Source organism: Shimia sp., from assembly GCF_022448905.1.
GTDB lineage: Bacteria > Pseudomonadota > Alphaproteobacteria > Rhodobacterales > Rhodobacteraceae > Shimia.
This window is the reverse complement of record NZ_JAKVCW010000004.1, coordinates 315,618-337,869: the sequence shown is the minus strand read 5'-3', so window position 1 is coordinate 337,869 and position 22,252 is coordinate 315,618. Positions and strand designations below refer to the sequence as shown.

Below are 22,252 nucleotides of genomic sequence, written 5' to 3'. Positions count from 1 at the left end.
TAGTAGCGAAGGAATTGCGGGAGGGGCGGCCGGTTTGGTCGCCCTTTTTACGTTGCTTTGCGATGTGTTGGCTGACAGCAGCAATTTGATGCCGGATCGGCAAGGCGTTTTTGATGCCTTTGCCCTTGCACAGGGGCGCGCGTGGCACTAGAAGAGCACAAATTTTTCTCGACTGCGCGCGGACTCATTGTGCCGCGCGCCGCTACTTATGGGGATACCCGATGCAGGTTACTGAAACGCTGAACGAAGGTCTGAAGCGCGGCTACACCATCAAGGTGGAGGCTTCCGAGCTTGAGGCAACTGTAAACGACAAGCTGAAAGAAGCGCAGCCGGAAATCGAAATGAAAGGTTTCCGCAAAGGCAAAGTGCCAATGCCGCTTCTGAAAAAGCAGTTTGGCGAGCGCCTGATGGGCGAAGCGATGCAGGAAACCATCGACGGTGCGATGAACAAGCACTTTGAAGACTCCGGTGACCGCCCTGCGCTGCAGCCAAAAGTAGAGATGAAAGACGGCGAAAACTGGAAGCCAGGCGACGACGTTGAAGTCGAGATGTCTTATGAGGCGCTGCCAGAGATCCCAGACGTGGACCTGAAAGGCATCAAGCTGGAGAAAATGGTTGTGAAAGCAGCCGAAGCGGATGTGGACGAAGCGCTGGCCAACCTGGCCGAAACCGCGCAGGACTTCAAAGCACGTCGTAAAGGCTCCAAAGCCAAAGACGGCGACCAGGTTGTTATGGACTTCGTTGGCCGCATCGACGGTGAAGCGTTTGATGGCGGTGCCGGCGAAGAGTTCCCACTGGTGCTGGGCTCCGGTCAGTTCATCCCTGGCTTTGAAGAGCAGCTGGTTGGCGTGAAAGCCGAAGAAGAAAAAGACGTGACCGTGTCCTTCCCAGAAGAGTACGGCGCCGAAAACCTTGCTGGCAAAGAGGCCGTGTTCTCCTGCGTCATCAAGGAAGTGAAAGAGCCGGTTGCGGCAGAGATCAACGACGAGCTGGCGACCAAATTTGGTGCCGAAGACCTCGCAGCCCTGAAAACTCAGGTCTCCGAGCGTCTGGAAGGCGAATACGCCGGTGCGGCCCGTGCCGTGACCAAGCGCGCGCTGCTGGACGCGCTGGACGGTCTGGTGTCCTTCGACCTGCCACCATCCCTGGTGGAAGCGGAAGCCGGTCAGATTGCACACCAGCTGTGGCACGAAGAAAACCCAGAAGTTGAAGGCCACGATCACCCAGAGATCGAGCCAACCGACGAGCACAACAAGCTTGCCGAGCGCCGCGTGCGTCTGGGCCTGTTGCTGGCAGAACTGGGTCAGAAAGCCGAGGTTGAAGTGACCGACGCCGAGATGACGCAAGCGATCATGAACCAGGCGCGTCAGTACCCGGGTCAAGAGCGTCAATTCTTTGAATTCATCCAGCAGAACCAGCAGATGCAGCAGCAGCTGCGCGCACCAATCTTTGAAGACAAAGTTGTCGACTATGTCTTCGAACTGGCTGAGATGACTGAAAAAGAGGTCTCCAAAGACGACCTGCAAAAAGCCGTAGAGGCACTGGACGACGAATAAGTCCAACACCCGTTAACGGGACAGTGAGAGGCCGCTCCGGATTGGGGCGGCCTTTTTTGTTGGGGTGGTGGTTTTGTTTTGCGCGGGATAGGTGGCAGTGTGGCGGCGTTGGTCAGCCCTCAAACACAGGCTAAACAAGGGGCCAGCCCCCAAAACACAGACTAAATTGGGGGCCAGCCCCCAAACCCCCGGGATATTTTGGGCAAGAAGAAGCGGGGTGTGACCCTGCGTCTTGTTTGACCTCTTTCAGCGAGGGTGGTCGGGTGGAGGCGGGAGGAGCACCTATGGAGTACACAACATTCGATAAGGCTGGCTATGACGCGTTTAAGGCCAATGATCGCGCCGGGCCGGTACATATGTTGAATCTGGTCAAGCTGCGCGACAAAGCGGAATATGCCGATGGGCGGGAGGCCACCGGGGCAGAGGCCTATGCGGCCTATGGGCGTGAGAGCGCGGCGACATTTGCCAAACTGGGCGGCAAGATCATCTGGCGCGGCGAGATGGAGCAGATGTTGATTGGGCCGGAGAAGCAGTGGGATCTGTGTTTTATCGCAGAGTATCCAAGCGTGGAGGCTTTTGCGTCGATGCACAAATATCCGGAGTATCGCGCGGCGGTCGAGCATCGGCAGGCGGCGGTGGCGGACAGCCGGTTGATACGGATGGCGCCGAGGGACTTGGGTGGAAACTTTGGTGCGTAAAGAAAAAGCCCCGGCACATGGCCGGGGCTTTTGGTTTTGAAGTTGGGATGTTTAGTGATGGCCCGAGAACACCAAGAGGCGGAAGGGCATCATGATGGCGCGAAAGCGCAAGATCAGGGCGTGGGCGTAGCCGACGGTGTCGATCACATGCAGGGCGACAAATTCGCCGGTGCCAATGTCGGGATCTTGCAGGCGCTCGTGGTTGTTGGTGTAGGCGTTGACCTCACATTTGCTGCCCGGCGGCAGGTGGTCGGTGCCGCCTTCATAGAGCGGTTCCATATAGGCAATCACCGTGCCCGGCTGGCGGTCGTTTTGCGGATCGCGCAGCGTGTCGGAGGGGCGGATTTGACCTGAGGGGATCACGTCCTGAATTTCCACAATCACCATGGGGGTGACGCGCATTGGGCTGGAAATACAGGACATTTCGGCTAGCATGCCGGGGTGCAGAATTTGCGCGGTCAATTGGCTGAACCCGGCCTGGAAGCGGCCGCGTCCGGTGTCCGCGGGGACCAGAATGCCTGCGGGGCGGAGGATCGGGTTGATGTAATCGCCGACGCGCAGGTCAAATTGCTCGATGCGGCCGGTTTGACCGGCGTAGATGCTCATTTTGCCAAGCTCAACTTCGGCTTGGTGCAGCGCGGCGCGGGCGCTGTCCTTCTGCGCAGGGAGCTGGATTTCTACGCGGTGTTTGGCGGATTCCACGGCAGAGTGTGCGGCGTCCACAGCGGCGAGGCGTTCCTGGATCAGATTTTCGAGCCGCTCGACTTCGCGCACGGTCACGGCAGGGGAGTTTTCTTGATAGAGCGTGTTCTTGCGCTCAAATTCGTCTTTGGTCTGCTCAAAGGCGGCCTCAGCGGCGTCGAGATTGGCTTGAGCGACGCGCAGGTCGTCGCGGGCCAGCAGTTCGCCAGCATCGACTTCGACCATGGCGGCGCGGGCGGTGGCGACGGCGGCCCGTTGGCGGCTGTCGTCCAGGCGGAAGATAAGCTCTCCGGCTTCAACGTCCTGATTGTTTTCCACATTCACTTCAACCACGCGGCCGGAGAGTTCCGGCAAGATGGTGACGGTGCGGAAGTAAGACGACACGCTGGTGGTGGAGGGGTGGAAGTAGAAGATCAGGGTGATCAGGCTGACCGTGAGGATGAAGCAGGCGCTGAGACCGTAGCGCAGCTCATACCACATGGAGAACAGGGTGATGTCTTGGCCCAGACGTTTGCCCTGCCAATAGCGGCGGAACAGGAAGTCAGGGAAGATGGTGAGCATGGAGCAGGCGAGGAATTCCAACATGGGTTAGGCCTCCCCGTCTTTTGTGGCGGTTGGAGCAGACACTTCGATTTCGGGCGCTGGTGCTTCAGCGACTGGTTCCGCGAGAGGTTGCGGGGCCGCCTTGAGGCGGTCGAGCGCGTCGGCGATGCGTTGTAGTGGGGTCTCATAATCCGGGATCTGGACAAGCGCGAGCAAGAGCGCGGCGACCCAATAGAGGTTGTTGTGCGTGAAGAGCGCGATGAGGGCGAGCACGCCAACCATTTGCAGCTGATTGGCGCCCACCTTGTGGGCGAGCTTTTCCGGCAGCGAGTGCAGGTGCAGGAAGAAGGTGGTGATGATGAACACCATGACAGCGACAAAGATCGCGACGTTGGTCATCATCGGATCCCCACCGGTGCCGTCGGAGATAAAACTCGGCAAGTGGTGGGGGGCTAAAGGGTGCAGGCTGGCTGCGGATTCAGAGCTCACGAAGGGGCCTCAATTACTGGTCAAAATCTGACGTCAGAATAGAGAGGCCCAGGGGGGCTGCCAAGTCAACTTAGGGGCGCAAACCCGTTTCTTTCAACAATCCTGCGGCCTTGGCTTCGGGGTAGTAGCCTTTGGCATAGAGGAAGACGGAGCGGTCGTAATTGCCTTCGGCGACCATATACGCGCCGCGCAGGTATTTCACCGCGTAGGTAAGGTTGGTTTCGGCATCCAAGAGGCCTTGGCGCCCGCCGGTGTAACCCATGCCGCGCGCGGTCGGCAGTTGGATTTGCATCAGGCCAATATTGGGTCCGTTGGTGGCCCAGGGGCGGTGGGTGCTTTCGCGGATGATGACACGTTGGACGAGATCGCGGGGCACCTCATAGTGGTCGGCCCATTTGTTGATTAAAGCGCGTAGCTCGGGCGTTTCGTTGGGATAGAGCGGCGGGTCAAACGGGCTGTCTTCTTTGCGCTTGGAGCGGCCACAGGCCGCCAGAGGCAGGCTGGCCAGCATGATGAGTGCGGTGCGGCGGGAAAGGTGCTGTGACATAGGGCCTCCTGACGGTCTTGGCGTCAGTATGGCTTTAGCGGCTGTGAAGGAAAGGGCGCGCGTTGGGATGCGCGGTATCTTGCGGATAGACAAAGCAAAAAGCCGCGCCCAGGTGCACCCGGGCGCGGCTCTGCGAGTTCTTCGCGGTGAAACGCTTACTGCTCTTCGGCAGGCGCTTCTTCGGCGTCGGCAGCTGCCGGAGCCAAATCGTCGTCGTCGTCAGATGCTGCAGCACCGATATCGTCGAACAGTTCGGCGATTTCGAATTCTGCTTCAGCTTCTGCTTCAGCGGCCAATTCCTGGATGGATTTGCCGGAGGCCTGAAGCTCTGCTTCTTCCTCGGAGCGCGCCACGTTCAGGTCGATGGTCACGTCGACTTCTGGGTGCAGCAGTACGTGTACGGCGTGCAGGCCCAGGTCTTTGATTGGCTTGGCCAGAACAACCTGTTTCTTGTCCACGGTGAAACCAGCGGCGGTGGCGGCTTCTGCGGCGTCACGGGTGGTGACGGAACCGTAGAGGGCACCAGCGTCGGACGCGGAGCGAATCACGATGAACTGCTGTCCGTCGAGTTTCTCTGCCAGCGCTTCGGCTTCTTTCTTGGTTTCCAGGTTACGCGCTTCGAGTTGCGCTTTTTGCGCTTCGAAGGATGCGATGTTGGACTTGGAAGCGGTCAGTGCTTTGCCCTGAGGCAGCAGGAAGTTGCGGGCATAGCCCGGCTTCACGTCAACCACGTCGCCCATTTGGCCCAGCTTGGCCACACGTTCCAGAAGGATAACTTGCATATCAGTCTCTCCTTACTTCACGGCGTATGGAAGCAGTGCGAGGAAGCGCGCGCGTTTGATTGCACGGGCCAGCTCACGCTGTTTCTTTGCAGACACTGCGGTGATGCGGGACGGCACGATTTTGCCACGCTCAGAGATGTAGCGCTGCAGCAGCTTGGTGTCTTTGTAGTCGATTTTCGGCGCGTTCTCACCCGAGAAAGGGCAGACTTTGCGACGGCGGAAAAATGGTTTTGCAGCCATAACTTAATGTCCTCTCTTAAGGTGATTAGTTGCGGCGTTCGCGACGGTTGTCACGCTCGTCACGTTTCTGCATCTGAACCGATGGACCTTCGGCGTGCTCGTCGACCTTGATGGTCAGAACGCGCATCACGTCGTCATGCAGGCGCATCAGGCGTTCCATTTCCTGAACCGCAGCAGATGGTGCGTCGGTCTTCAGGAAGGCGTAGTGGCCTTTGCGGTTCTTGTTGATTTTGTAGGCCATGGTTTTCACGCCCCAGTACTCGGATTCTACAACGGACCCGCCGTTGTCAGAAAGAACGGTGCTGAAGTGCTCAACGAGGCTTTCGGCTTGCGCGTTGGACAGGTCCTGGCGCGAGATGAAAACATGCTCATACAGTGGCATGTGCTCTCCATTCATTTATCGGCGCATTTCAAAGAGCGGGGCGTCTTTCACCTTTTGCACCCCACCCACGAGAGACTGCGCGGTTCAAGCTTTTGCAAAAGGATGGCGCTGTATAGCCGAATTTGGGGGGAGCGCAAGCTTTGTGTGCAAGGGGGCAGCAAGGTTTTTGCGTGGTCCCGTTAGTGGTGCAAAATTCCCGACATCTCAAGGCAAAAGGGCACGAGGTTTTCCTCAATCCGCCGCATTCCTGCCCGATTTCAACCCGAAGGTCTGAGCAACCGGTGGAGAAGCCGTTGGACTAAAGGCCGTTGAAGGGCCAAGTGGGAGAGTGGGAATATGGTGGCGCTGACCAGTTTTGCAGAAGATACACGGTCCTGTGTGACGCGGGTGGAGGGCAAACGCCCGTCGCTTTCGGTGCGCGCGTCCTCGGCGGTGTTTGGCTTTGCCTTCATTCTGGCTGGAGTGGGTCTTTGGCTGATGCCAGGACTGGACCTGACGCCGATGATCCTGCTGGCAAAGATGGGGGTGTCGATCCTGTTGGTGACCGGCGGCGTGGGCATGACCCAGATTGCCACCGACAAGCCCCGCAAAGAGCTGCACTTTGATGAGCGCAACGAGCAGCTTTTGGTCTATGAAGGCCTGCCACGGGGGCGCAAACACGTGCTTCAGTCGATTAATTATGAGGACATTGGCCGCGTGGATGTGAGTGCGTCTGCACTAGTTGTTATGGATGAAGACGGCGAGGCCATGGTGACACTGCCGATTGATGGCAACCACGCGCGGCTTGATGCCATTGCCCAGCTGCGCAGCCAGTCGATTTTGCCAAGTTAAGCAAAAGCTTGCCTATTTTGAACAGAAGGTCGCCGACGGGCGGCCTTTTTTGTGTGAGATCACGCAATTGTTCACGGCTGCACAGAATATCTGGGTTTACTGCGAATTGCCGCACAGCGATGAATGGGCACATTGGTTCTATCAGAAATTAATCTTGTCCTCAGGAGACACCCAATGAAACGCACCCTTCTTGCCGCTGGTTTTGCTTTTGCTGCCGCTGCTGCCACTTCCGCTGTTGCGGCGCCGGAAAAATACATGCTGGACGCCAGCCACAGCCAGATCCTGTTTTCTTACAACCACCTGGGCTACTCCACGACCTGGGGCATGTTCTCCGGCTTTGAAGGCGAGATCATGTTTGACCAGGAAGAGCCAGCCAACAGCGCTGTGTCCGTCTCCATGCCGCTGAAGTCCATGTGGACAGGGTGGGAAAAGCGTGACGCGCACCTGCTGAGCCCGGATTTCTTCAACGCCAATGATGACTCTGTGGTGACGTTCACCTCTACCGGTATTGAAGTGACTGGCGAGACCACGGCCAACATCACCGGCGATCTGTCGATCAATGGCGTGACCAAATCTGTTGTTCTGGACGCGCAGCTCAACACAGCAAGCGAACACCCGATGGCGAACAAGCCTTGGGCCGGTTTCAACGCCACCACAACTCTGCTGCGCAGCGACTTTGACGCGGGCAACTTTGCGCCGTTTGTGAGCGACGAAGTGCAGGTTCAGATTTCTGTTGAGGCGATGAAGGCTGAGTAAGCCTTCGCGTTCATCACTCACGGAATGGTCGCCCGGTTGGGGCGGCCTTTTTTGTTGGGATAGGCGCTATTCAGACGTGTTGTCCGCCGTTGATCTCAATTTCGGTGCCAGTCACGTAAGTCGATTGATCGGAGCAAAGGTAGTAGATCACGTCGGCCACCTCAGACGGTTGGCCAAGGCGTTTCATGGGTAGGCCGTCGACAATTTTGTCGGTGCCAGGTGACAAGATCGCGGTTTCGACTTCGCCCGGCGCGATGGCGTTTACACGGACGCCAAGCGGTCCGAAGTCATGCGCCATTTCGCGAGTCAGGGCGGCGAGGGCCGCCTTGGAGGTGGCGTAGGCTGCCCCGGCAAAGGGGTGCACGCGGGAGCCGGCGATGGAGGTGACGTTGACAATGGAGCCTTTGGCGGCGGCCAGTTCGTCGCGGAGGCCACGCGCAAGGATGACCGAAGAGAAGAAGTTCACGTGAAAGACTTTGCCCCAGTCCATCAGGTCGGTGGTGAAGGTATTGAGGCGCTCGCCGTTGGGGCCTTTTGGGGAAATTCCTGCGTTGTTGGCGAGGCCGTGCAGCGGGCCATCGAGCCGTTCGCGGATCAACTCTACTGCGTTGATCGAGTCTGCCGGGTCGCTGAGGTCGAGTTGAATGTGGTTCTTTTCACCGTCAGGCCAAGGGCAGCGTCGGTCAAAAGGTTGGCGGGAACATGTCAAAACGCGCCAGCCTTCACGCGAGAAACGCTTCACGGTGGCGTGGCCGATGCCCCGGCTGGCGCCAGTGAGGAGGAGCGTTTTCTGCATGGCGAAATTCCTGCGAGATGTGAAAGGCTTGGCGTTCGAAATTGGCCAGATTGACCCGAATTTTAGGCTGCTGTTCGGATTTGGCAAGAGCGCAAAGGCCGCACCAAAAGATGTGGCCTTTGCGATGGTGATCGGCTGTTAGTTTGGCGTGGATTATTCGCCACGCGTTGCTGTCAAAGAGACGTTCACGTCCACGCCAAAGCCGAGGGAACTTTCGTCGGTCATGTCGTCACCTACATGAAAGGCGCGGCGGTCTAGGGACACGGTGCCGGTCATGTCGGCAGCGTTGCCGTCCAATGGGAGTGCGAAGGGTAGGTCGATGGGGACGGCGTGACCGTTGATGGTCAATTCGCCTTTGGCCAGATAGCCGGTGTCCGCTGGCAGCAGGTCCGCGACAAAGGTGGCGGTGGGGAATGCGGCGGCGTTCAGGTAATCCGCGCCCAGAGCCTGATCCGTGACAGAGCCAAGGGTGAGGGAGCCAATGGCGATGGTCACGGTGACTGTGCCGTGTTTGCCATCGGTTGGCTCTTCGTTGAAGGCGATGTCTGCGGTCCAGTCGGCGAAGGTGCCTGTGACCTCCGCGCCAAACTGTTGCACCGCGATGTCCAATGTGCCGGATTGGACCTGCCATTCGGAGGAAACCTCGGCGAGGGCGGCGGTTTCTGTGCGCTCTTCAGCGGCAAAGAGGCCCGCGTTTGCGCCGATCACGAGGGCGACAGCCCAGACAGCCAGTGCCGTCAGGGCCGGGCGCAGGTGGCCGGGTTGGTCGGCGGGCAGCTCTGGTAGATCGGTGTGGCCGGGCAACATGCGTTGCAGGGTTTTGTCGCGGTCAATGACGAAGTGTTTCAGCGCGCCGCCAATGTGGGCGAGCAGGGTCAGGACCAGCACAGCCATAAAGAGGAAATGTGCGCTACCAAGGATTGCGGCGACCGTTGGGTCTTTGGGAACAAAGAACAGAGACTGACCAAACGGCCACCAGATCGGGGCAAAGCCTGTGGTGGCGGCGTGGTGCATCCAGCCGGTGAGTGGCACAAGCACCATGGAGCCGTAGAGCACCCAATGGGCGGTCTCGGCAGCCCAGGCTTCCAGACCATGATCGCCGTTGAGCAATTTGGGGCGTGGCTGAGTGAAGGCCCAGAAGATACGCAGAAGTGCCGTGAAAAAGGCGGCGAGGCCAATGGTTTTGTGCACCGAGAACAGTGTGGCTTTGACGGCGAGCTGGGCGCTGTCCTCGTAAGGCGCGCGGTAGGCGACAAAGCCAAGGATCAGTGCGGAGAGGATCAGCAAGGCGGTGAGCCAGTGGAAGGTCTTGGCGACGGAGCCGTAGCGGATAGCTGTGTTGCTGCGGGGCATGGGAAACCTCTTGAAAGTGTTAATCAGACTTTGGGGGCTGCGACGGGGCAAGGCAACTGGCGGTGGTGCACCCGCTTTGTGCATGAATGCGCAGTTGAGGTGTGTTTCGGCGGATTTTTGCGCGTTGGTGCGGTGTCTGGGCTGGGCCATTACCACTCTATTGACGTTGCGTGCGCTGTCCGTGCGCGCTATGCCAAGCCAAAGATTTGCAAGGAGAGCCAAGAATGAGCCGTGCATTTGTGTTTCCGGGACAGGGTGCCCAGACCATTGGAATGGGGAAAGCGCTGGCGGAGGCCTATCCAGAGGCCAAAGCGGTGTTTGACGAAGTTGACGCAGCCTTGGGCGAAAGCCTGAGCGGGTTGATCTGGGAAGGTGAGCAAGAGACGCTGACCCTGACCCAAAACGCACAGCCCGCGCTGATGGCGACCTCTCTGGCGGCGATGAAGGCGCTTGAAGCGGAAGGCGTGACGATTTCGGCGGCGTCCTGCGTGGCGGGCCACTCGCTGGGCGAATACTCGGCGCTGGCGGCGGCTGGTGCCTTGAGCATTGGCGACACGGCGCGTTTGTTGCGCACCCGTGGCGAGGCGATGCAGGCGGCCGTGCCTGTGGGCGAAGGCGCAATGGCAGCGATCTTGGGCTTGGATTTTGCGGCGGTGCAGGAAGTTGCGGACGCGGCGGCACAGGGTGAAGTCTGTCAGGCAGCGAACGACAATGACCCAACTCAGGTTGTGGTGTCCGGTGCCAAAGCAGCTGTGGAACGCGCTGCTGAGATTGCCAAAGAGAAGGGCGCGCGTCGCGCGGTGATGCTGCCGGTGAGTGCGCCATTCCACTGTGCGCTGATGCAGCCTGCGGCAGATGTGATGGCCGAAGCGCTGGCTGGTGTGGAGATCAAAACGCCAGCGGCGCCGGTGATTGCCAACGTGCGGGCGGCGGCGGTGTCTGACCCGGATGAGATCCGCAAGCTGCTGGTGGAGCAGGTGACCGGATCGGTGCGCTGGCGCGAATCGGTGCAGAACATGGCGGCTGACGGCGTCACGGAGTTCTGGGAGATCGGTGCCGGCAAAGCGCTGTCCGGCATGATCCGTAAGATTGACCGCGCCAATGCGGTACGGGCTGTGGGCACGCCAGACGATGTAAAAGAGGCGGCGGAGAGCCTGTCTTGATCCGACGCTTTGTTGCAGCCTGTGGAGGCGTCGCTCTTGGGGCGGCGGTGCTGGCGGGCTGTGTGCAAATGGAGGTGGCGTATCTGAATGCCACCGACACAATTGCGTTTGAGGCGGATGGGAATGATCTGTTGGTGAATGGCACGTTGAACAGCCGCAGTCTGGCAGCGTTTGAGCAGGCCATGAGCGACAACCCGGACGTGACGCGGTTGATTTTGTTGGAGGTGCCGGGATCGGTGGATGATGAGGTCAACCTGCAACTTGGCCATCGTGTGCGGGACCTAGGGCTGGACACGCATGTGACTGCGGACAGTGAAATCCATTCTGGCGGTACCGACCTGTTCCTGGCGGGCGTGGAGCGCAGCATGGAAGAGGGCGCGGTTCTGGGCGTGCACAGCTGGGCGGTTGGCAACCTGCAGGGGCGTGACTTGCCGAAGTCAGACCCAGAACATGCGGCTTATGTGAGCTATACCAAGCGGATGCTGGGCAGTGACGCGTTTTATTGGTTCACCCTGGAAGCGGCGCCGGTGCAGGAAACCCACGTGATGAGTGCCGAAGAGATTGCAAAATATGGGCTTTTGACTAAGCCTGTTGAGAGAAACTGAGAGAGACAAACATGTTTGATCTGACTGGAAAAACCGCACTTGTGACAGGTGCATCGGGTGGCATTGGCGGTGCAATTGCAAAAGCGCTGCATGCTGCAGGTGCAACTGTCGGCCTGTCCGGCACCCGTGTGGAGCCGCTTGAGGCGCTGGCGGCAGAACTGGGCGAGCGTGCGCATGTGCTGCCGTGTAACCTGAGCGATGCGGAGGCCGTGGATGCGCTGCCAAAACAGGCGATTGAAGCCATGGGCAGCGTCGATATTCTGGTGAACAACGCTGGGATCACGCGGGATCAGATTTTTATGCGGATGTCGGACGACGAATGGCAGAGTGTGATTGACGTAAACCTGACCAGTGCGATGCGTCTGTGCCGGGGTGTGATGCGTCCGATGATGAAATCCCGTTGGGGCCGGATCATCAACGTGAGCTCGATTGTGGGGGCAACAGGCAACCCGGGTCAGGTGAACTATGTCGCCTCCAAGGCCGGTCTGGTCGGGATGACCAAATCCATTGCTTATGAAGTGGCGAGCCGTGGCATCACCGCAAACGCAGTGGCGCCGGGCTTCATTGCCACTGCAATGACTGACAAGCTGAACGACGATCAGAAAGAGACCATCAACAAGCAGATTCCTGCGGCGCGCATGGGCACCTCTGAAGAAATCGCGGCGGCGGTTCTGTATCTGGCCAGCCCAGAAGCGGGCTATGTGACAGGTACCACCTTGCATGTGAACGGCGGCATGGCCATGTTGTAAGCCTTGGTGGCGTCCTTTGGGGCGCCACAATTGTCGCTGGGGAAAGCGTTTGCGTTGTGAAGCGGATGTGTTATAGGCGGCGAGTATTTTCCGGGTGCCTTGAGGGGTGGACGGAGACCTTCCGGTTCAGCCGGATCAAAACCGTCCCTATCAGGGGCACAAATCAGACCCGCCCGGGTGGGTGGGAGTTCAAACGGGCCGAGATGCCCAAGACGAATGAGGAATTGACATGAGCGACGTCGCAGACCGCGTGAAAAAGATCGTTGTAGAGCACCTGGGTGTAGAAGAAGACAAAGTTGTTGAAGCAGCTTCCTTCATCGACGATCTGGGCGCAGACAGCCTCGACACCGTGGAACTGGTAATGGCTTTTGAAGAAGAGTTCGGCATCGAGATCCCAGACGATGCAGCCGAAACCATCCAGACCTTCGGCGACGCCGTCAAGTTCATCTCCGAAGCTTCCTAAGCCGGAGATCCTGCACATTGCAGGGGACTGAGAATTGCAAACGTCCGTCTCTTTGATGAGGCGGGCGTTTTGCGTTGAGGGCAGCGGGGAGGCTGCCGCAAGGAAACGGCCCAAAACTGGGCGCAGAAGCGCGAAACGGGTCAAGCTGTGGGTTGGCCGCTCTTGCCCCTTGGGGGCGAAGCGGGGTATGAACCCGCAAAAGACTTCTGAGGAAGGGCATAGAAAATGCGTCGCGTTGTTGTCACCGGGCTTGGGCTCGTCACTCCATTGGCTTCCGGTGTTGAGGAAAGCTGGTCTCGTATTCTGGACGGTCAGTCCGGTGCAGGCACCATCACCCGTTTCAATCCTGAGCGTGTGACCACCAAATATGCATGTGAAGTGCCGTATGGTGATGGCACCGATGGCACCTTCAATCCGGATGACTGGATGGCGCCAAAAGAACGCCGCAAGGTGGATGACTTTATCCTCTACGGTCTGGCGGCCTCTCAGATGGCGGTGGAAGACTCTGGCTGGACGCCAGAAGATACCGAGTCGCTGGAACGCACCGGTGTGATGATTGGTTCTGGCATTGGAGGCTTGCAGTCGATTGAGCAGACCACGCTGTTGATGGCTGAAAAAGGCCCACGTCGTGTGTCGCCGTTCTTTATTCCCGGCGCGCTGATCAACCTGATCTCGGGGCAGGTGAGCATCAAATACGGTTTCAAAGGTCCAAACCACTCTGTTGTGACCGCGTGCTCAACAGGCGCACACGCCATTGGGGACGCGGCCCGCCTGATTGCGTCTGATGATGCGGATGTGATGGTTGCTGGCGGCGGTGAAGCGGCGATCTGTGAGATTGGCATTGCGGGCTTTAACGCCTGTAAAGCGCTGTCTACCAGCCGTGCGGATGATCCGACAAAAGCCAGCCGTCCGTATGATGCGGATCGTGACGGCTTTGTCATGGGTGAGGGCGCTGGTATTGTGGTGCTGGAGGAATATGAGCACGCCAAGGCGCGTGGCGCGAAGATCTACGCTGAAGTTCTGGGCTATGGCCTGTCTGGGGACGCGTATCACATCACCGCGCCAGCAGAGACCGGCGAAGGCGGCGAGCGCTCCATGCGGGCGGCGCTGAAGAAGGCGGGTCTTGAGCCAAAAGACATCGACTACATCAACGCCCACGGCACCTCGACGATGGCAGATACCATCGAGTTGGGCGCGGTTGAGCGTATGATGGGTGAGCACGCCAGCAAAGTGACCATGTCGTCGACCAAGTCGATGACCGGCCACCTGTTGGGCGCGGCGGGCGCGATTGAGGCGATCTTCTCGATCCTGGCGATCCGCGATCAGGTGGCACCGCCGACCATCAACCTCGACAATCAGGCGGTGGAAACTGCCATTGATCTGGCCCCGAACAAGAAAGTGGAGCGCGAGATCAATGTGGCGCTGTCCAACAGCTTTGGCTTTGGCGGCACCAACGCATCCGTGATCTTCGGAAAGGTCGATTAATGTGGCGCGCAGTTGCGTCTAACGCACTCACTCTACTTATCGTGGCGCTCTTCCTGTTGGGGGGCGTCATCCTTTTTGGACAGTCGACCTACCGCGCAGAAGGGCCGCTAAACGAGCCTGTCTGTGTGCGGGTGCAGCCCGGCTCCAACATGAGCCGCGTGTCGCAATACCTTGAAGACAAAGGTGCAATTGCCAGCGGGACTTTGTTTCGGTTGGGGGCGGATTACTCGGATAAGGCGGACAAGCTGAAAGCTGGTGCTTTCCTTGTGCCTGCGGGCGCGTCGATGGAAGAGATTGTCGACATCGTCACCCGTGGCGGCGCGAGCACCTGTGGCACCGAGGTGGTGTATCGCATTGGTGTGACTCGAAAGACCGTGCAGGTGCGAGAGCTTGATCCGGCGACGGGCAGCTTTGTCGAAGTGGCCGCGTTCAACCCGGCTGAGGACGAGGCGCCTGCGGATTACACCCGTGTGCGTGGTGAGGCGGATACGCGGTATCGTATTGCCGTGGCCGAAGGTGTGACCAGCTGGCAGGTGATGGACACGCTCAACAGCATTGAGTTGCTCAGTGGCGAGATCGAGCGGCCAGACGAAGGCAGCCTGGCACCGGACAGCTATGAGGTGCGTGTCGGGGACACCCGTCAGAGCGTGATTGACCGGATGCAGGAAGCGCAGGAAATCCTGGTGTCTGCGGCTTGGGAAAGCCGGGCGGCGGATGTGCCGCTGTTGTCACCGTATGAGTTGCTGATCCTGGCCTCGATCATTGAAAAAGAGACCGGCGTGGCAGAAGAGCGGCGTCAGGTGGCGAGTGTGTTCACCAACCGTTTGAACCGGGGCATGAGGCTGCAAACCGACCCAACCGTGATCTATGGCGTGACGGAAGGTTTGGGTGTGCTGGGTCGTGGGTTGCGTCAGAGCGAACTGCGTCGGGAAACCCCGTGGAACACCTATGTGATCGACGGGCTGCCGCCGACACCGATTGCCAACCCGGGCCGCGCAAGCCTGGAAGCGGCGGCCAACCCGGATACGACGCCCTATATCTTCTTTGTGGCGGATGGCACCGGGGGGCACGCCTTTGCCGAGACGCTGGCCGAGCACAACCAAAACGTGGCTGCTTGGCGTAAGATCGAGGCGGAACGGGCCAACCAGTAAGGTTGTCCACATGAGAAATACAAAAACGCGGCGCTTTTGGGTGCCGCGTTTTTGTTTGGGTTGGTCTGTGCCAAAGCCGTTAGTTGGGCAGAACCTCAACGAGGATTTTGGCAGGCAGTTGGAACGTCGAGCTGGCGCTGTCAGAGGCGGGGCCGGCTTGCACCGTGCCAAAGAAGCAGGCGGCGGCAAGTGACAGTCTTAAAGTCCAGGACGGCGTCGTATTGGCAGCGATACGCATCTTGGTCACCCTTCATTTATCCAACTCAAATCCACCACAGAAAGGTTTAGTTTTTGATAAGGGCGCAATTGGGGCGGTTGGGTTCCGATTTGGAAACACTGCGTTTCGACGCCTGTGCAACAGCTGCGCACTCTCAGTTAATCTATTGAAAATACGTGTAATATTGATTTTTACCTTGAGTTTGTGTTATCTCTGTTTGGGCTGGCACCACGCGGGTGAAAGGCGGAACGCCGGAAAATTGGGCGGGAGAATTCGTGTGTGGCTTGTGCGGAGGGGCAACTGCGCATGAGAGGCAAAGAGCAGCAATGACACAACATTTCACGCCTTCGGGTGGACGCGTACTGGATCAGGAACTGGACGCGCTGCAACTCCTGTTGCGGCGGATGACCGACGAGTTGGAGCGGGTGAAACACGCGTTGCAACATGAGGGGCCGCAGGCGGCGACGGCGGGGCGTCGGGTTCTGGCAGAAGTGCGGCAGTGCATGCGATTGGCGCTATTGGTGGAGAGAGACATTGACCAGCGCACCGCAACAGACCGTCCGGCAGGACACTCACAGCTTGACCTCGACGCCGCGCGATCTTCGATCGGGCGCCGCTTGGATCGCCTCCGAACCGCGCGCGGTGCAGAGTGAGTTTTTGGACAGCCTGACGGAAGGGGAGCTCTTGGCGCTCCCCTTTTTGTTTGAGTTCTGGGCCATGCCACATCAATTGCCGCCAGAGGGCGACTGGAAGACCTGGGTGATCCTGGGTGGACGTGGCGCGGGAAAAACGCGGGCCGGGGCTGAATGGGTGCGGAGGATGGTGGAAGGGGCCAAGCCGCAAGATCGCGGGCGGGCGCGGCGGGTAGCTTTGGTGGGGGAAACCATCGATCAGGTGCGCGAGGTGATGATTTTTGGCGAAAGTGGCTTGATCGCCTGTGCGCCGCCGGATCGGCGCCCTGTGTGGGAAGCGGGGCGGCGGCGGTTGGTGTGGCCCAATGGCGCGGTGGCGCAGGCGTTTTCGGCGCATGATCCGGAGAGCTTGCGGGGACCGCAGTTTGATGCCGCCTGGGTCGATGAGCTGGCGAAATGGCGCAATGGTCAAGAGACATGGGACATGTTGCAGTTTGCGCTGCGGTTGGGGGAGAACCCACGTCAGGTGGTGACAACAACGCCGCGAAATGTCGGGGTTCTGAAACGGTTGCTGCAGGTGGAGAGCACGGTGCAGACCAGTGCGCCAACGCAAGCCAACCGCGCCAATCTGGCGGAGAGTTTTTTGGCAGAGGTGGAGGCGCGCTATGCGGGCACGCGATTGGGGCGGCAGGAACTCGAAGGTGTGTTGATGGAGGATGCCGAGGGGGCATTGTGGACGCGGGCGCAGTTGGATGGGTTGCGGTGTGAAGACCTGCCGGAGATGGACCGGATTGTGGTAGCGGTGGATCCACCGGTGACGGGTCATGCTGGCAGCGATGCGTGTGGCATCGTGGTTGTCGGGGCAGTCACAAAAGGGCCGGTGCAGGACTGGCGCGCCTATGTCTTGGATGATGCCACGGTTCGGGCGGCCACGCCGGATGCTTGGGCGCGGGTGGCGTTGGCAGCGATGGAAAGCTGGGGCGCGGATCGGCTGGTGGCGGAGGTCAATCAGGGCGGCGATCTGGTGCAGTCTATGATCAATCAGGTGGACCCGTTGGTGCCCTTTAAGGCGGTGCGGGCCAGTCGGGGCAAGGTGGCGCGGGCAGAGCCGGTGGCGGCGCTTTATGAGCAGGGACGGGTGTCCCATCGCGCAGGGCTTGGGGACCTGGAAGATCAGATGTGCCTGATGACGGCGCAGGGCTTTGTGGGTTCCGGCAGTCCGGATCGCGTGGATGCATTGGTCTGGGCGCTGCATGAGTTGATCGTGGAGCCATCGGCGCATTGGCGACGCCCGAGGCTTCGGGAGCTGTGACGCAACAGCTGCGTACGGTGAGAAAGCTACAATTTAAGACAAACCCATCAGAACTGTATGTGTCCAAAGCGGACGGACCAAGTTGAGCGGGTCGCCAGAGTGGCGGCGCAGAGATCCGGGAGCGGCAGAGCATGCTAGGGAAGTTTTTGCAGAAGAAGACCCCAGAGGCAGCGCCTCAGGTGAAGGCCAGTGCGACAGGCAAGGTGGTGAGCTATCACAGCGCTGGCCGTGCGGCCTGGAGCCCGCGCGATACGGTGTCGCTGACCCGCACGGGGTTTGCCGCCAATCCGGTGGGGTTCCGTGTGGTGCGGATGATTGCCGAGGCGGCGGCGGCGTTGCCGTTGGTTTTGCAGGATCAGCGCCAGCGGTTTGAGACCCATCCTGTGTTGAAGCTGTTGACCGTGCCAAATGGGGCGCAGGGGCAGGCGGAGCTGTTTGAGGCACTGTACGGCCAGATTTTGTTGTCGGGTGACGGATATGTCGAAGCGGTAGGCGGCGACAGTGGTGCGCCGGTAGAGTTGCACGTGCTGCGCTCGGATCGGATGAGTGTTGTGCCTGGTTCGGACGGGTGGCCGGTGGGGTATGAGTATGCGGTTGGTGCGCGAAAACATCGGTTTGCGGTTGGCGAGATTTCTCCAATTTGCCACATCAAAACGTTTCACCCGCAAGACGATCACTATGGGTTGTCCCCGATGCAGGCAGCGGCCATGGCGATGGATGTGCACAACAGCGCCTCGCGCTGGTCCAAAGCGCTGCTGGACAATGCGGCGCGACCTTCGGGGGCGATTGTCTATCGCGGGCATGACGGGCAAGGCAGCCTGTCATCAGATCAATATGACCGATTGGTCAGTGAGATGGAGAGCCACCATCAGGGCGCGCGCAATGCGGGACGGCCGATGTTGTTGGAAGGCGGACTGGATTGGAAACCCATGGGGTTTTCGCCAAGCGATATGGAATTTCACAAGACCAAGGATGCGGCGGCGCGGGAGATTGCGCTGGCCTTTGGGGTGCCGCCGATGCTGCTCGGCATTCCGGGGGACGCGACCTATGCGAATTACCAAGAGGCCAATCGGGCGTTTTACCGGCTGACGGTGCTGCCGCTTGCGGCGCGGGTGACGGCGGCGGTGGGCACGTGGTTGGCGAAATACACTGGCGAAGAGATCATCTTAAAACCGGATCTGGATCAGGTGCCGGCCCTGGCCGTTGAGCGGGACGCGCAATGGGCGCGGGTTGCGGGCGCGGTCTTCCTGTCGGATGCGGAGAAGCGGCGGTTGCTGGGTTTGCCAGTTGAGCCGGATGAGGGCGCGCATGGGTGATCCGAGATACGGGTTTGAGAGTTTTGATTGTGCGCCGGGGCTGCGGCTGGAGGCGCATGAGAGGGTGGCGAAGTTGCAGTTTGAGAGTTTGAACCGGCGTTTGGACAAGATCGAACAGCTGATTGAGCGGTTGGAGCGGCGGTTGTGGCTGACGGTCTATGGCGTAGTGGGCGTGATCCTGGCGCAGGCGTTTCAGTCGGTTCTCAGTGTGACGCCATGAGTGAGGAGTGTGTGATGCAAGACAGTGGTTTGGAGCGGAAGTTTGCACGGTTCGGCGATGGACTGAGCGTCGAAGACGGGCAGGTGATCAGCGGGTATGCCAGCTTGTTCGGCACGGCGGATCGAGGTGGCGATATCGTGCAGAAAGGGGCCTATGGCGCATCCTTGGAGCGGCTGTCCAAAGAGGGGCGCCAAGTGAAGATGCTGTGGCAGCATGATCCGGCGCAACCCATCGGCCTTTGGGAAGAGGTGCGCGAGGATGATCGTGGACTTTGGGTCAAGGGGCGGTTGCTTGACGATGTGGCCAAAGGGCGCGAAGCGGCGGCCCTGATTGCGGCGGGGGCGATTGACGGGCTGTCGATTGGCTACCGTACCAAGAAGGCCAGCAAGACGACACAGGGCCAGCGGCTCTTGATGGAACTGGAGCTTTGGGAGGTGTCGCTTGTGACCTTTCCGATGCTGCCCAGTGCGCGGTTGACCGCAAAAGAGGACGCTCTGCTGCCCTTGCGGGAAGCGGCGGCCTACCTGCGGAGCATCAGCCGCGGGATGGCGGCGCAGTAAGCGCCAGAACAAAACGGGAAGTCAGTGATGAGTAAGACCGAGACAGAGTCTCGGATCGGGGAAGGCGTGTCTCCGGTCCAGGAAATGAAGTCTGCTGTGGCGGAGTTCGCCAGCAGTTTCAATGCCTTTCGAGGTGACATTCACGCGGAAATTAAACAACAGAAAGAGCGATTGACCATGCTTGAACGCAAATCGACACAGGCGGCGCGGCCGCCTTTGGCGGCGGCAACGGACTTTGACGCGCCACACCAGAAAGCCTTTGATGCCTATCTGCGCACCGGAGAGGATGACGGGCTACGTGGGCTTGAGCTGGAAGGCAAAGCCATGGCCACGTCGGTGAACAGCGACGGCGGCTATTTGGTGGACCCGCAAACGGCTGAGACCATCAAATCGGTGCTCAACAGTACGGCCAGCATCCGCGCGATTGCCAATGTGGTGACCGTGGAAGCGGGGTCTTATGACGTGCTGATCGACAGTTCGGAAACTGGCGCCGGCTGGGCGGATGAGACCACTGCGACCACCGAGACCGGCACGCCGACCATCGAGCGCATCGCCATTCCGCTGCATGAGCTGTCGGCTCTGCCCAAAGCGTCGCAACGGCTGTTGGATGACAGTGCCTTTGACATTGAGGCCTGGCTGGCGGGGCGCATTGCCGACAAGTTTGCACGGGCGGAGGCGGCGGCCTTTATCACCGGCGATGGGGTCGACAAGCCAACCGGCATTCTGACCCACACGGCGGTGGATGACGGCAGCTGGAGCTGGGGCAACATTGGCTATGTGGCGACGGGCGTTGATGGGGATTTCAACGGCGGCGATACACTGGTGGATCTGGTCTATGCCTTGGGCGCGCAATACCGTGCCAACGGCAGTTTTGTGATGAATTCCAAAACAGCCGGCGCGGTGCGCAAGTTGAAAGACGCAGACGGGCGGTTCTTGTGGTCTGATGGGTTGGCGGCGGGTGAGCCTGCGCGTTTGCTGGGCTATCCGGTGCTGATTGCCGAAGACATGCCGGATATCGCGAGTGGTGCCGATGCGATTGCCTTTGGCGATTTTGCGGCTGGATACACGGTGGCAGAGCGTCCGGACCTGCGTGTGCTGCGTGATCCCTTCAGCGCCAAGCCACATGTGCTGTTCTATGCCACGAAACGCATTGGCGGCGATGTCAGTGACTTTGCTGCGATCAAGCTGCTGCGCTTTGCGGTGAGCTGATTTCCTGGGTGGGTGGGGCGCGTAAGCGCCGTCATCCGGGCGCGCGTCGGACTACACACGTTGTCTGGCTTACCCCCTCCGTTGAAGCGACGTGAGGACGCGCGCCCAACAAAGACCATCGAGAATTTTGGTGTTGTTCCATGATGTTAGTCGAAGAGACCTCGGTGCCGACGGAGGCGCTGCCGGTTCAAGATTTTCGAGATCACACGCGGCTTGGAAGCGGGTTTTCTGACGATACGTTGCAGGACAGCGTTTTGGAGAGTTTTTTGCGCGCAGCGATCAGCGCGGTGGAAGCGCGGACCGGCAAAGTTATGTTTCAACAGACGTTTGGCTGGACGGTCTATGGTTGGCGCGATGGGGCTGCGCAGGGCTTGCCGGTGGCACCGGTGTCTGAGGTTGTGGACGTAATGCTCGAAGATGCGCAGGGGGCGGTGGTTTCCGTAGCGTCCAGTGCTTACCGGTTGGTCAGTGACGCGCATCATCCATGTTTGAAAGGCGTGTCCGGAGCTTTGCCAAGCATTCCGACGGACGGAAGCGCAACGGTGCGGTTTGTGGCTGGATACGGCGCGGGTTGGTCGGACAGCCCTGCGGACATGCGCCAGGCGGTGCTGTTGTTGGCAGCGCATTATTACGAGTTCCGCCACGAAACCAGTTTGAGCGAAGGCTGTATGCCGTTTGGCGTGGTGAGCCTGTTGGAGCGGTATCGCCCGATGCGACTGAGCGCGGGGGCGGTGTCATGAGCCGGGCGGTGACGTTGTCGCGGCGCTTGCTGTTGGAGCGGCCGTTGGCGGCACCGGACGGGGCGGGTGGATTTGCCCAGACCTGGGAGACACTGGGCGCCGTTTGGGCCGAGGTAGTGGCGCGTGGCGGGCGTGAGATGGATGGCGGGATCATGTCGCTTGCAGCGGCTAGGTATCGGATCACGCTGCGTGGCGCGCCAGTTGGGGCGGAGCAGCGGCCAACGCCAGAGTGTCGCTTCCGTGAAGGGGATCGGGTTTTTGCCATCGATGCGGTGACAGAGAAGGACGGGCAGGGGCAATATTTGGTCTGTCACGCCACAGAAGAGGTGGCGCCATGAGTTACGGAGTTGGGGCAGCGCTGCAAGAGGCGATCTATGCCGCGTTGCAGGCAGATGTCACGCTGAACACGTTGGTTGGAAACGACATTTTTGACCAGTTACCGGTTGGTAAGGTGCCGGATTTGTTTGTGTCTCTTGGTCCGGAAACGGTCTTGGATCGGTCCGACAAAGACGGTGACGGGGCAGAGCATCGCTTTGTGGTCTCCGTGATTGGCGATGCCAGTGGCTTTGCCAAAGTGAAAGCGGCGGCGGCAGCGGTGAGCGACGGACTGGTAGATGCGGATTTGAGCCTGAGCCGGGGGCGGTTGGTTTACCTGCGCTTTGATCGGGCGGTGGCCAAGCGGGACGGGCGCAAGAACCTGCGCCGTGTGGATCTGCGCTTTGTGGCGCGGGTGGAAGACAATCATAGCTAGTTTG

Annotated in this window: 29 protein-coding genes; 20 read left to right on the top strand and 9 right to left on the bottom strand. The window is 59.7% G+C overall.

What is annotated here, in order from left to right; translation table 11 throughout:
- The first annotated feature begins 221 nt into the window (after window positions 1-221).
- On the top strand, window positions 222-1,556 hold the full coding sequence (gene tig, locus MK208_RS06745; RefSeq protein ID WP_294115195.1) for a trigger factor: 1,335 nt from the start codon (window positions 222-224) through the stop codon (window positions 1,554-1,556).
- A gap of 284 nt (window positions 1,557-1,840) precedes the next feature.
- Complete coding sequence (locus MK208_RS06740; RefSeq protein ID WP_294115194.1) at window positions 1,841-2,254, top strand: DUF1330 domain-containing protein; 414 nt, start codon at window positions 1,841-1,843, stop codon at window positions 2,252-2,254.
- 51 nt (window positions 2,255-2,305) lie between these two features.
- Here MK208_RS06740 and MK208_RS06735 read toward each other — a convergent pair whose 3' ends face one another.
- The 6 genes from MK208_RS06735 to rpsF form a co-directional block, all read right to left on the bottom strand.
- Window positions 2,306-3,541, bottom strand: a complete 1,236-nt coding sequence (locus MK208_RS06735; RefSeq protein ID WP_294115192.1) for a biotin/lipoyl-binding protein — start codon at window positions 3,539-3,541, stop codon at window positions 2,306-2,308.
- Window positions 3,542-3,544: 3 nt separating this feature from the next.
- Window positions 3,545-3,988: a hypothetical protein gene (locus tag MK208_RS06730; protein ID WP_294115191.1), complete on the bottom strand. Its 444-nt coding sequence runs from the start codon at window positions 3,986-3,988 to the stop codon at window positions 3,545-3,547.
- Between the two features lie 70 nt (window positions 3,989-4,058).
- Complete coding sequence (locus MK208_RS06725; RefSeq protein ID WP_294115247.1) at window positions 4,059-4,499, bottom strand: lytic transglycosylase domain-containing protein; 441 nt, start codon at window positions 4,497-4,499, stop codon at window positions 4,059-4,061.
- A gap of 191 nt (window positions 4,500-4,690) precedes the next feature.
- Window positions 4,691-5,317 carry a 50S ribosomal protein L9 gene (gene rplI / locus MK208_RS06720; protein WP_294115188.1) on the bottom strand — a complete coding sequence of 209 codons (627 nt, stop codon included), beginning with the start codon at window positions 5,315-5,317 and terminating at the stop codon, window positions 4,691-4,693.
- 12 nt (window positions 5,318-5,329) lie between these two features.
- Entirely contained in the window at window positions 5,330-5,557 is a 228-nt protein-coding gene (rpsR, locus tag MK208_RS06715; RefSeq protein WP_009805008.1) for a 30S ribosomal protein S18, read from the bottom strand.
- A 25-nt stretch (window positions 5,558-5,582) separates the two neighbouring features.
- On the bottom strand, window positions 5,583-5,939 hold the full coding sequence (rpsF, locus tag MK208_RS06710) for a 30S ribosomal protein S6 (protein WP_294115137.1): 357 nt from the start codon (window positions 5,937-5,939) through the stop codon (window positions 5,583-5,585).
- Between the two features lie 336 nt (window positions 5,940-6,275).
- On the opposite strand from rpsF, the gene MK208_RS06705 reads away from it, so the two are divergent.
- Window positions 6,276-6,770, top strand: a complete 495-nt coding sequence (locus MK208_RS06705; RefSeq protein WP_294115136.1) for a hypothetical protein — start codon at window positions 6,276-6,278, stop codon at window positions 6,768-6,770.
- A 174-nt stretch (window positions 6,771-6,944) separates the two neighbouring features.
- Window positions 6,945-7,526: a YceI family protein gene (locus MK208_RS06700; RefSeq protein WP_294115135.1), complete on the top strand. Its 582-nt coding sequence runs from the start codon at window positions 6,945-6,947 to the stop codon at window positions 7,524-7,526.
- A gap of 70 nt (window positions 7,527-7,596) precedes the next feature.
- Here MK208_RS06700 and MK208_RS06695 read toward each other — a convergent pair whose 3' ends face one another.
- A complete protein-coding gene (locus tag MK208_RS06695) occupies window positions 7,597-8,322 on the bottom strand; it encodes an SDR family oxidoreductase (RefSeq protein WP_294115134.1) in 726 nt (241 codons plus the stop codon).
- On the opposite strand from MK208_RS06695, the gene MK208_RS06690 reads away from it, so the two are divergent.
- Complete coding sequence (locus MK208_RS06690; protein ID WP_294115133.1) at window positions 8,321-8,464, top strand: hypothetical protein; 144 nt, start codon at window positions 8,321-8,323, stop codon at window positions 8,462-8,464. The genes MK208_RS06695 and MK208_RS06690 overlap by 2 nt on opposite strands.
- 11 nt (window positions 8,465-8,475) lie before the next feature.
- On the opposite strand, the gene MK208_RS06685 is transcribed toward MK208_RS06690, so the two are convergent.
- Window positions 8,476-9,675: a cytochrome b/b6 domain-containing protein gene (locus tag MK208_RS06685; protein WP_294115132.1), complete on the bottom strand. Its 1,200-nt coding sequence runs from the start codon at window positions 9,673-9,675 to the stop codon at window positions 8,476-8,478.
- A 224-nt stretch (window positions 9,676-9,899) separates the two neighbouring features.
- Between MK208_RS06685 and fabD the strand changes: the two genes are divergently transcribed.
- From fabD to mltG, 6 genes are all read left to right on the top strand, one after another.
- Window positions 9,900-10,838: an ACP S-malonyltransferase gene (gene fabD / locus MK208_RS06680; RefSeq protein WP_294115130.1), complete on the top strand. Its 939-nt coding sequence runs from the start codon at window positions 9,900-9,902 to the stop codon at window positions 10,836-10,838.
- Window positions 10,835-11,443, top strand: coding sequence for an alpha/beta hydrolase (locus tag MK208_RS06675; RefSeq protein WP_294115128.1), 609 nt, complete (start codon window positions 10,835-10,837; stop codon window positions 11,441-11,443). The genes fabD and MK208_RS06675 overlap by 4 nt, the downstream gene beginning before the upstream one ends.
- 11 nt (window positions 11,444-11,454) lie before the next feature.
- Window positions 11,455-12,192, top strand: coding sequence for a 3-oxoacyl-[acyl-carrier-protein] reductase (gene fabG / locus MK208_RS06670; protein ID WP_294115127.1), 738 nt, complete (start codon window positions 11,455-11,457; stop codon window positions 12,190-12,192).
- A 229-nt stretch (window positions 12,193-12,421) separates the two neighbouring features.
- Window positions 12,422-12,655 carry an acyl carrier protein gene (locus MK208_RS06665; RefSeq protein ID WP_058240599.1) on the top strand — a complete coding sequence of 78 codons (234 nt, stop codon included), beginning with the start codon at window positions 12,422-12,424 and terminating at the stop codon, window positions 12,653-12,655.
- Window positions 12,656-12,880: 225 nt separating this feature from the next.
- Window positions 12,881-14,140, top strand: a complete 1,260-nt coding sequence (gene fabF / locus MK208_RS06660) for a beta-ketoacyl-ACP synthase II (RefSeq protein WP_294115123.1) — start codon at window positions 12,881-12,883, stop codon at window positions 14,138-14,140.
- Window positions 14,140-15,291 (top strand): endolytic transglycosylase MltG, encoded by a 1,152-nt coding sequence (gene mltG / locus MK208_RS06655; protein ID WP_294115122.1) that lies wholly within the window; start codon window positions 14,140-14,142, stop codon window positions 15,289-15,291. Before fabF ends, mltG begins: the two co-directional genes overlap by 1 nt.
- A gap of 79 nt (window positions 15,292-15,370) precedes the next feature.
- On the opposite strand, the gene MK208_RS06650 is transcribed toward mltG, so the two are convergent.
- Entirely contained in the window at window positions 15,371-15,529 is a 159-nt protein-coding gene (locus MK208_RS06650) for a hypothetical protein (RefSeq protein ID WP_294115120.1), read from the bottom strand.
- Window positions 15,530-15,834: 305 nt separating this feature from the next.
- Between MK208_RS06650 and MK208_RS06645 the strand changes: the two genes are divergently transcribed.
- The 9 genes from MK208_RS06645 (at window position 15,835) to MK208_RS06605 (ending at window position 22,248) form a co-directional block, all read left to right on the top strand.
- The gene (locus MK208_RS06645) at window positions 15,835-16,161 is read left to right on the top strand and encodes a hypothetical protein (RefSeq protein ID WP_294115118.1); all 327 of its coding nucleotides are present in this window, start codon (window positions 15,835-15,837) and stop codon (window positions 16,159-16,161) included.
- Between the two features lie 31 nt (window positions 16,162-16,192).
- On the top strand, window positions 16,193-17,452 hold the full coding sequence (locus MK208_RS06640; RefSeq protein WP_294115246.1) for a terminase family protein: 1,260 nt from the start codon (window positions 16,193-16,195) through the stop codon (window positions 17,450-17,452).
- 131 nt (window positions 17,453-17,583) lie between these two features.
- Window positions 17,584-18,768, top strand: coding sequence for a phage portal protein (locus MK208_RS06635; protein WP_294115117.1), 1,185 nt, complete (start codon window positions 17,584-17,586; stop codon window positions 18,766-18,768).
- Window positions 18,761-18,988: a hypothetical protein gene (locus MK208_RS06630; RefSeq protein ID WP_294115113.1), complete on the top strand. Its 228-nt coding sequence runs from the start codon at window positions 18,761-18,763 to the stop codon at window positions 18,986-18,988. The genes MK208_RS06635 and MK208_RS06630 overlap by 8 nt, the downstream gene beginning before the upstream one ends.
- A 14-nt stretch (window positions 18,989-19,002) precedes the next feature.
- Window positions 19,003-19,548: an HK97 family phage prohead protease gene (locus MK208_RS06625; RefSeq protein ID WP_294115112.1), complete on the top strand. Its 546-nt coding sequence runs from the start codon at window positions 19,003-19,005 to the stop codon at window positions 19,546-19,548.
- A gap of 27 nt (window positions 19,549-19,575) precedes the next feature.
- A complete protein-coding gene (locus MK208_RS06620) occupies window positions 19,576-20,757 on the top strand; it encodes a phage major capsid protein (protein WP_294115110.1) in 1,182 nt (393 codons plus the stop codon).
- Between the two features lie 140 nt (window positions 20,758-20,897).
- The gene (locus tag MK208_RS06615) at window positions 20,898-21,497 is read left to right on the top strand and encodes a head-tail connector protein (RefSeq protein WP_294115108.1); all 600 of its coding nucleotides are present in this window, start codon (window positions 20,898-20,900) and stop codon (window positions 21,495-21,497) included.
- Window positions 21,494-21,835, top strand: coding sequence for a head-tail adaptor protein (locus tag MK208_RS06610; RefSeq protein ID WP_294115106.1), 342 nt, complete (start codon window positions 21,494-21,496; stop codon window positions 21,833-21,835). Before MK208_RS06615 ends, MK208_RS06610 begins: the two co-directional genes overlap by 4 nt.
- The gene (locus MK208_RS06605) at window positions 21,832-22,248 is read left to right on the top strand and encodes a DUF3168 domain-containing protein (protein ID WP_294115104.1); all 417 of its coding nucleotides are present in this window, start codon (window positions 21,832-21,834) and stop codon (window positions 22,246-22,248) included. The genes MK208_RS06610 and MK208_RS06605 overlap by 4 nt, the downstream gene beginning before the upstream one ends.
- The last annotated feature ends 4 nt before the right edge of the window (window positions 22,249-22,252 follow it).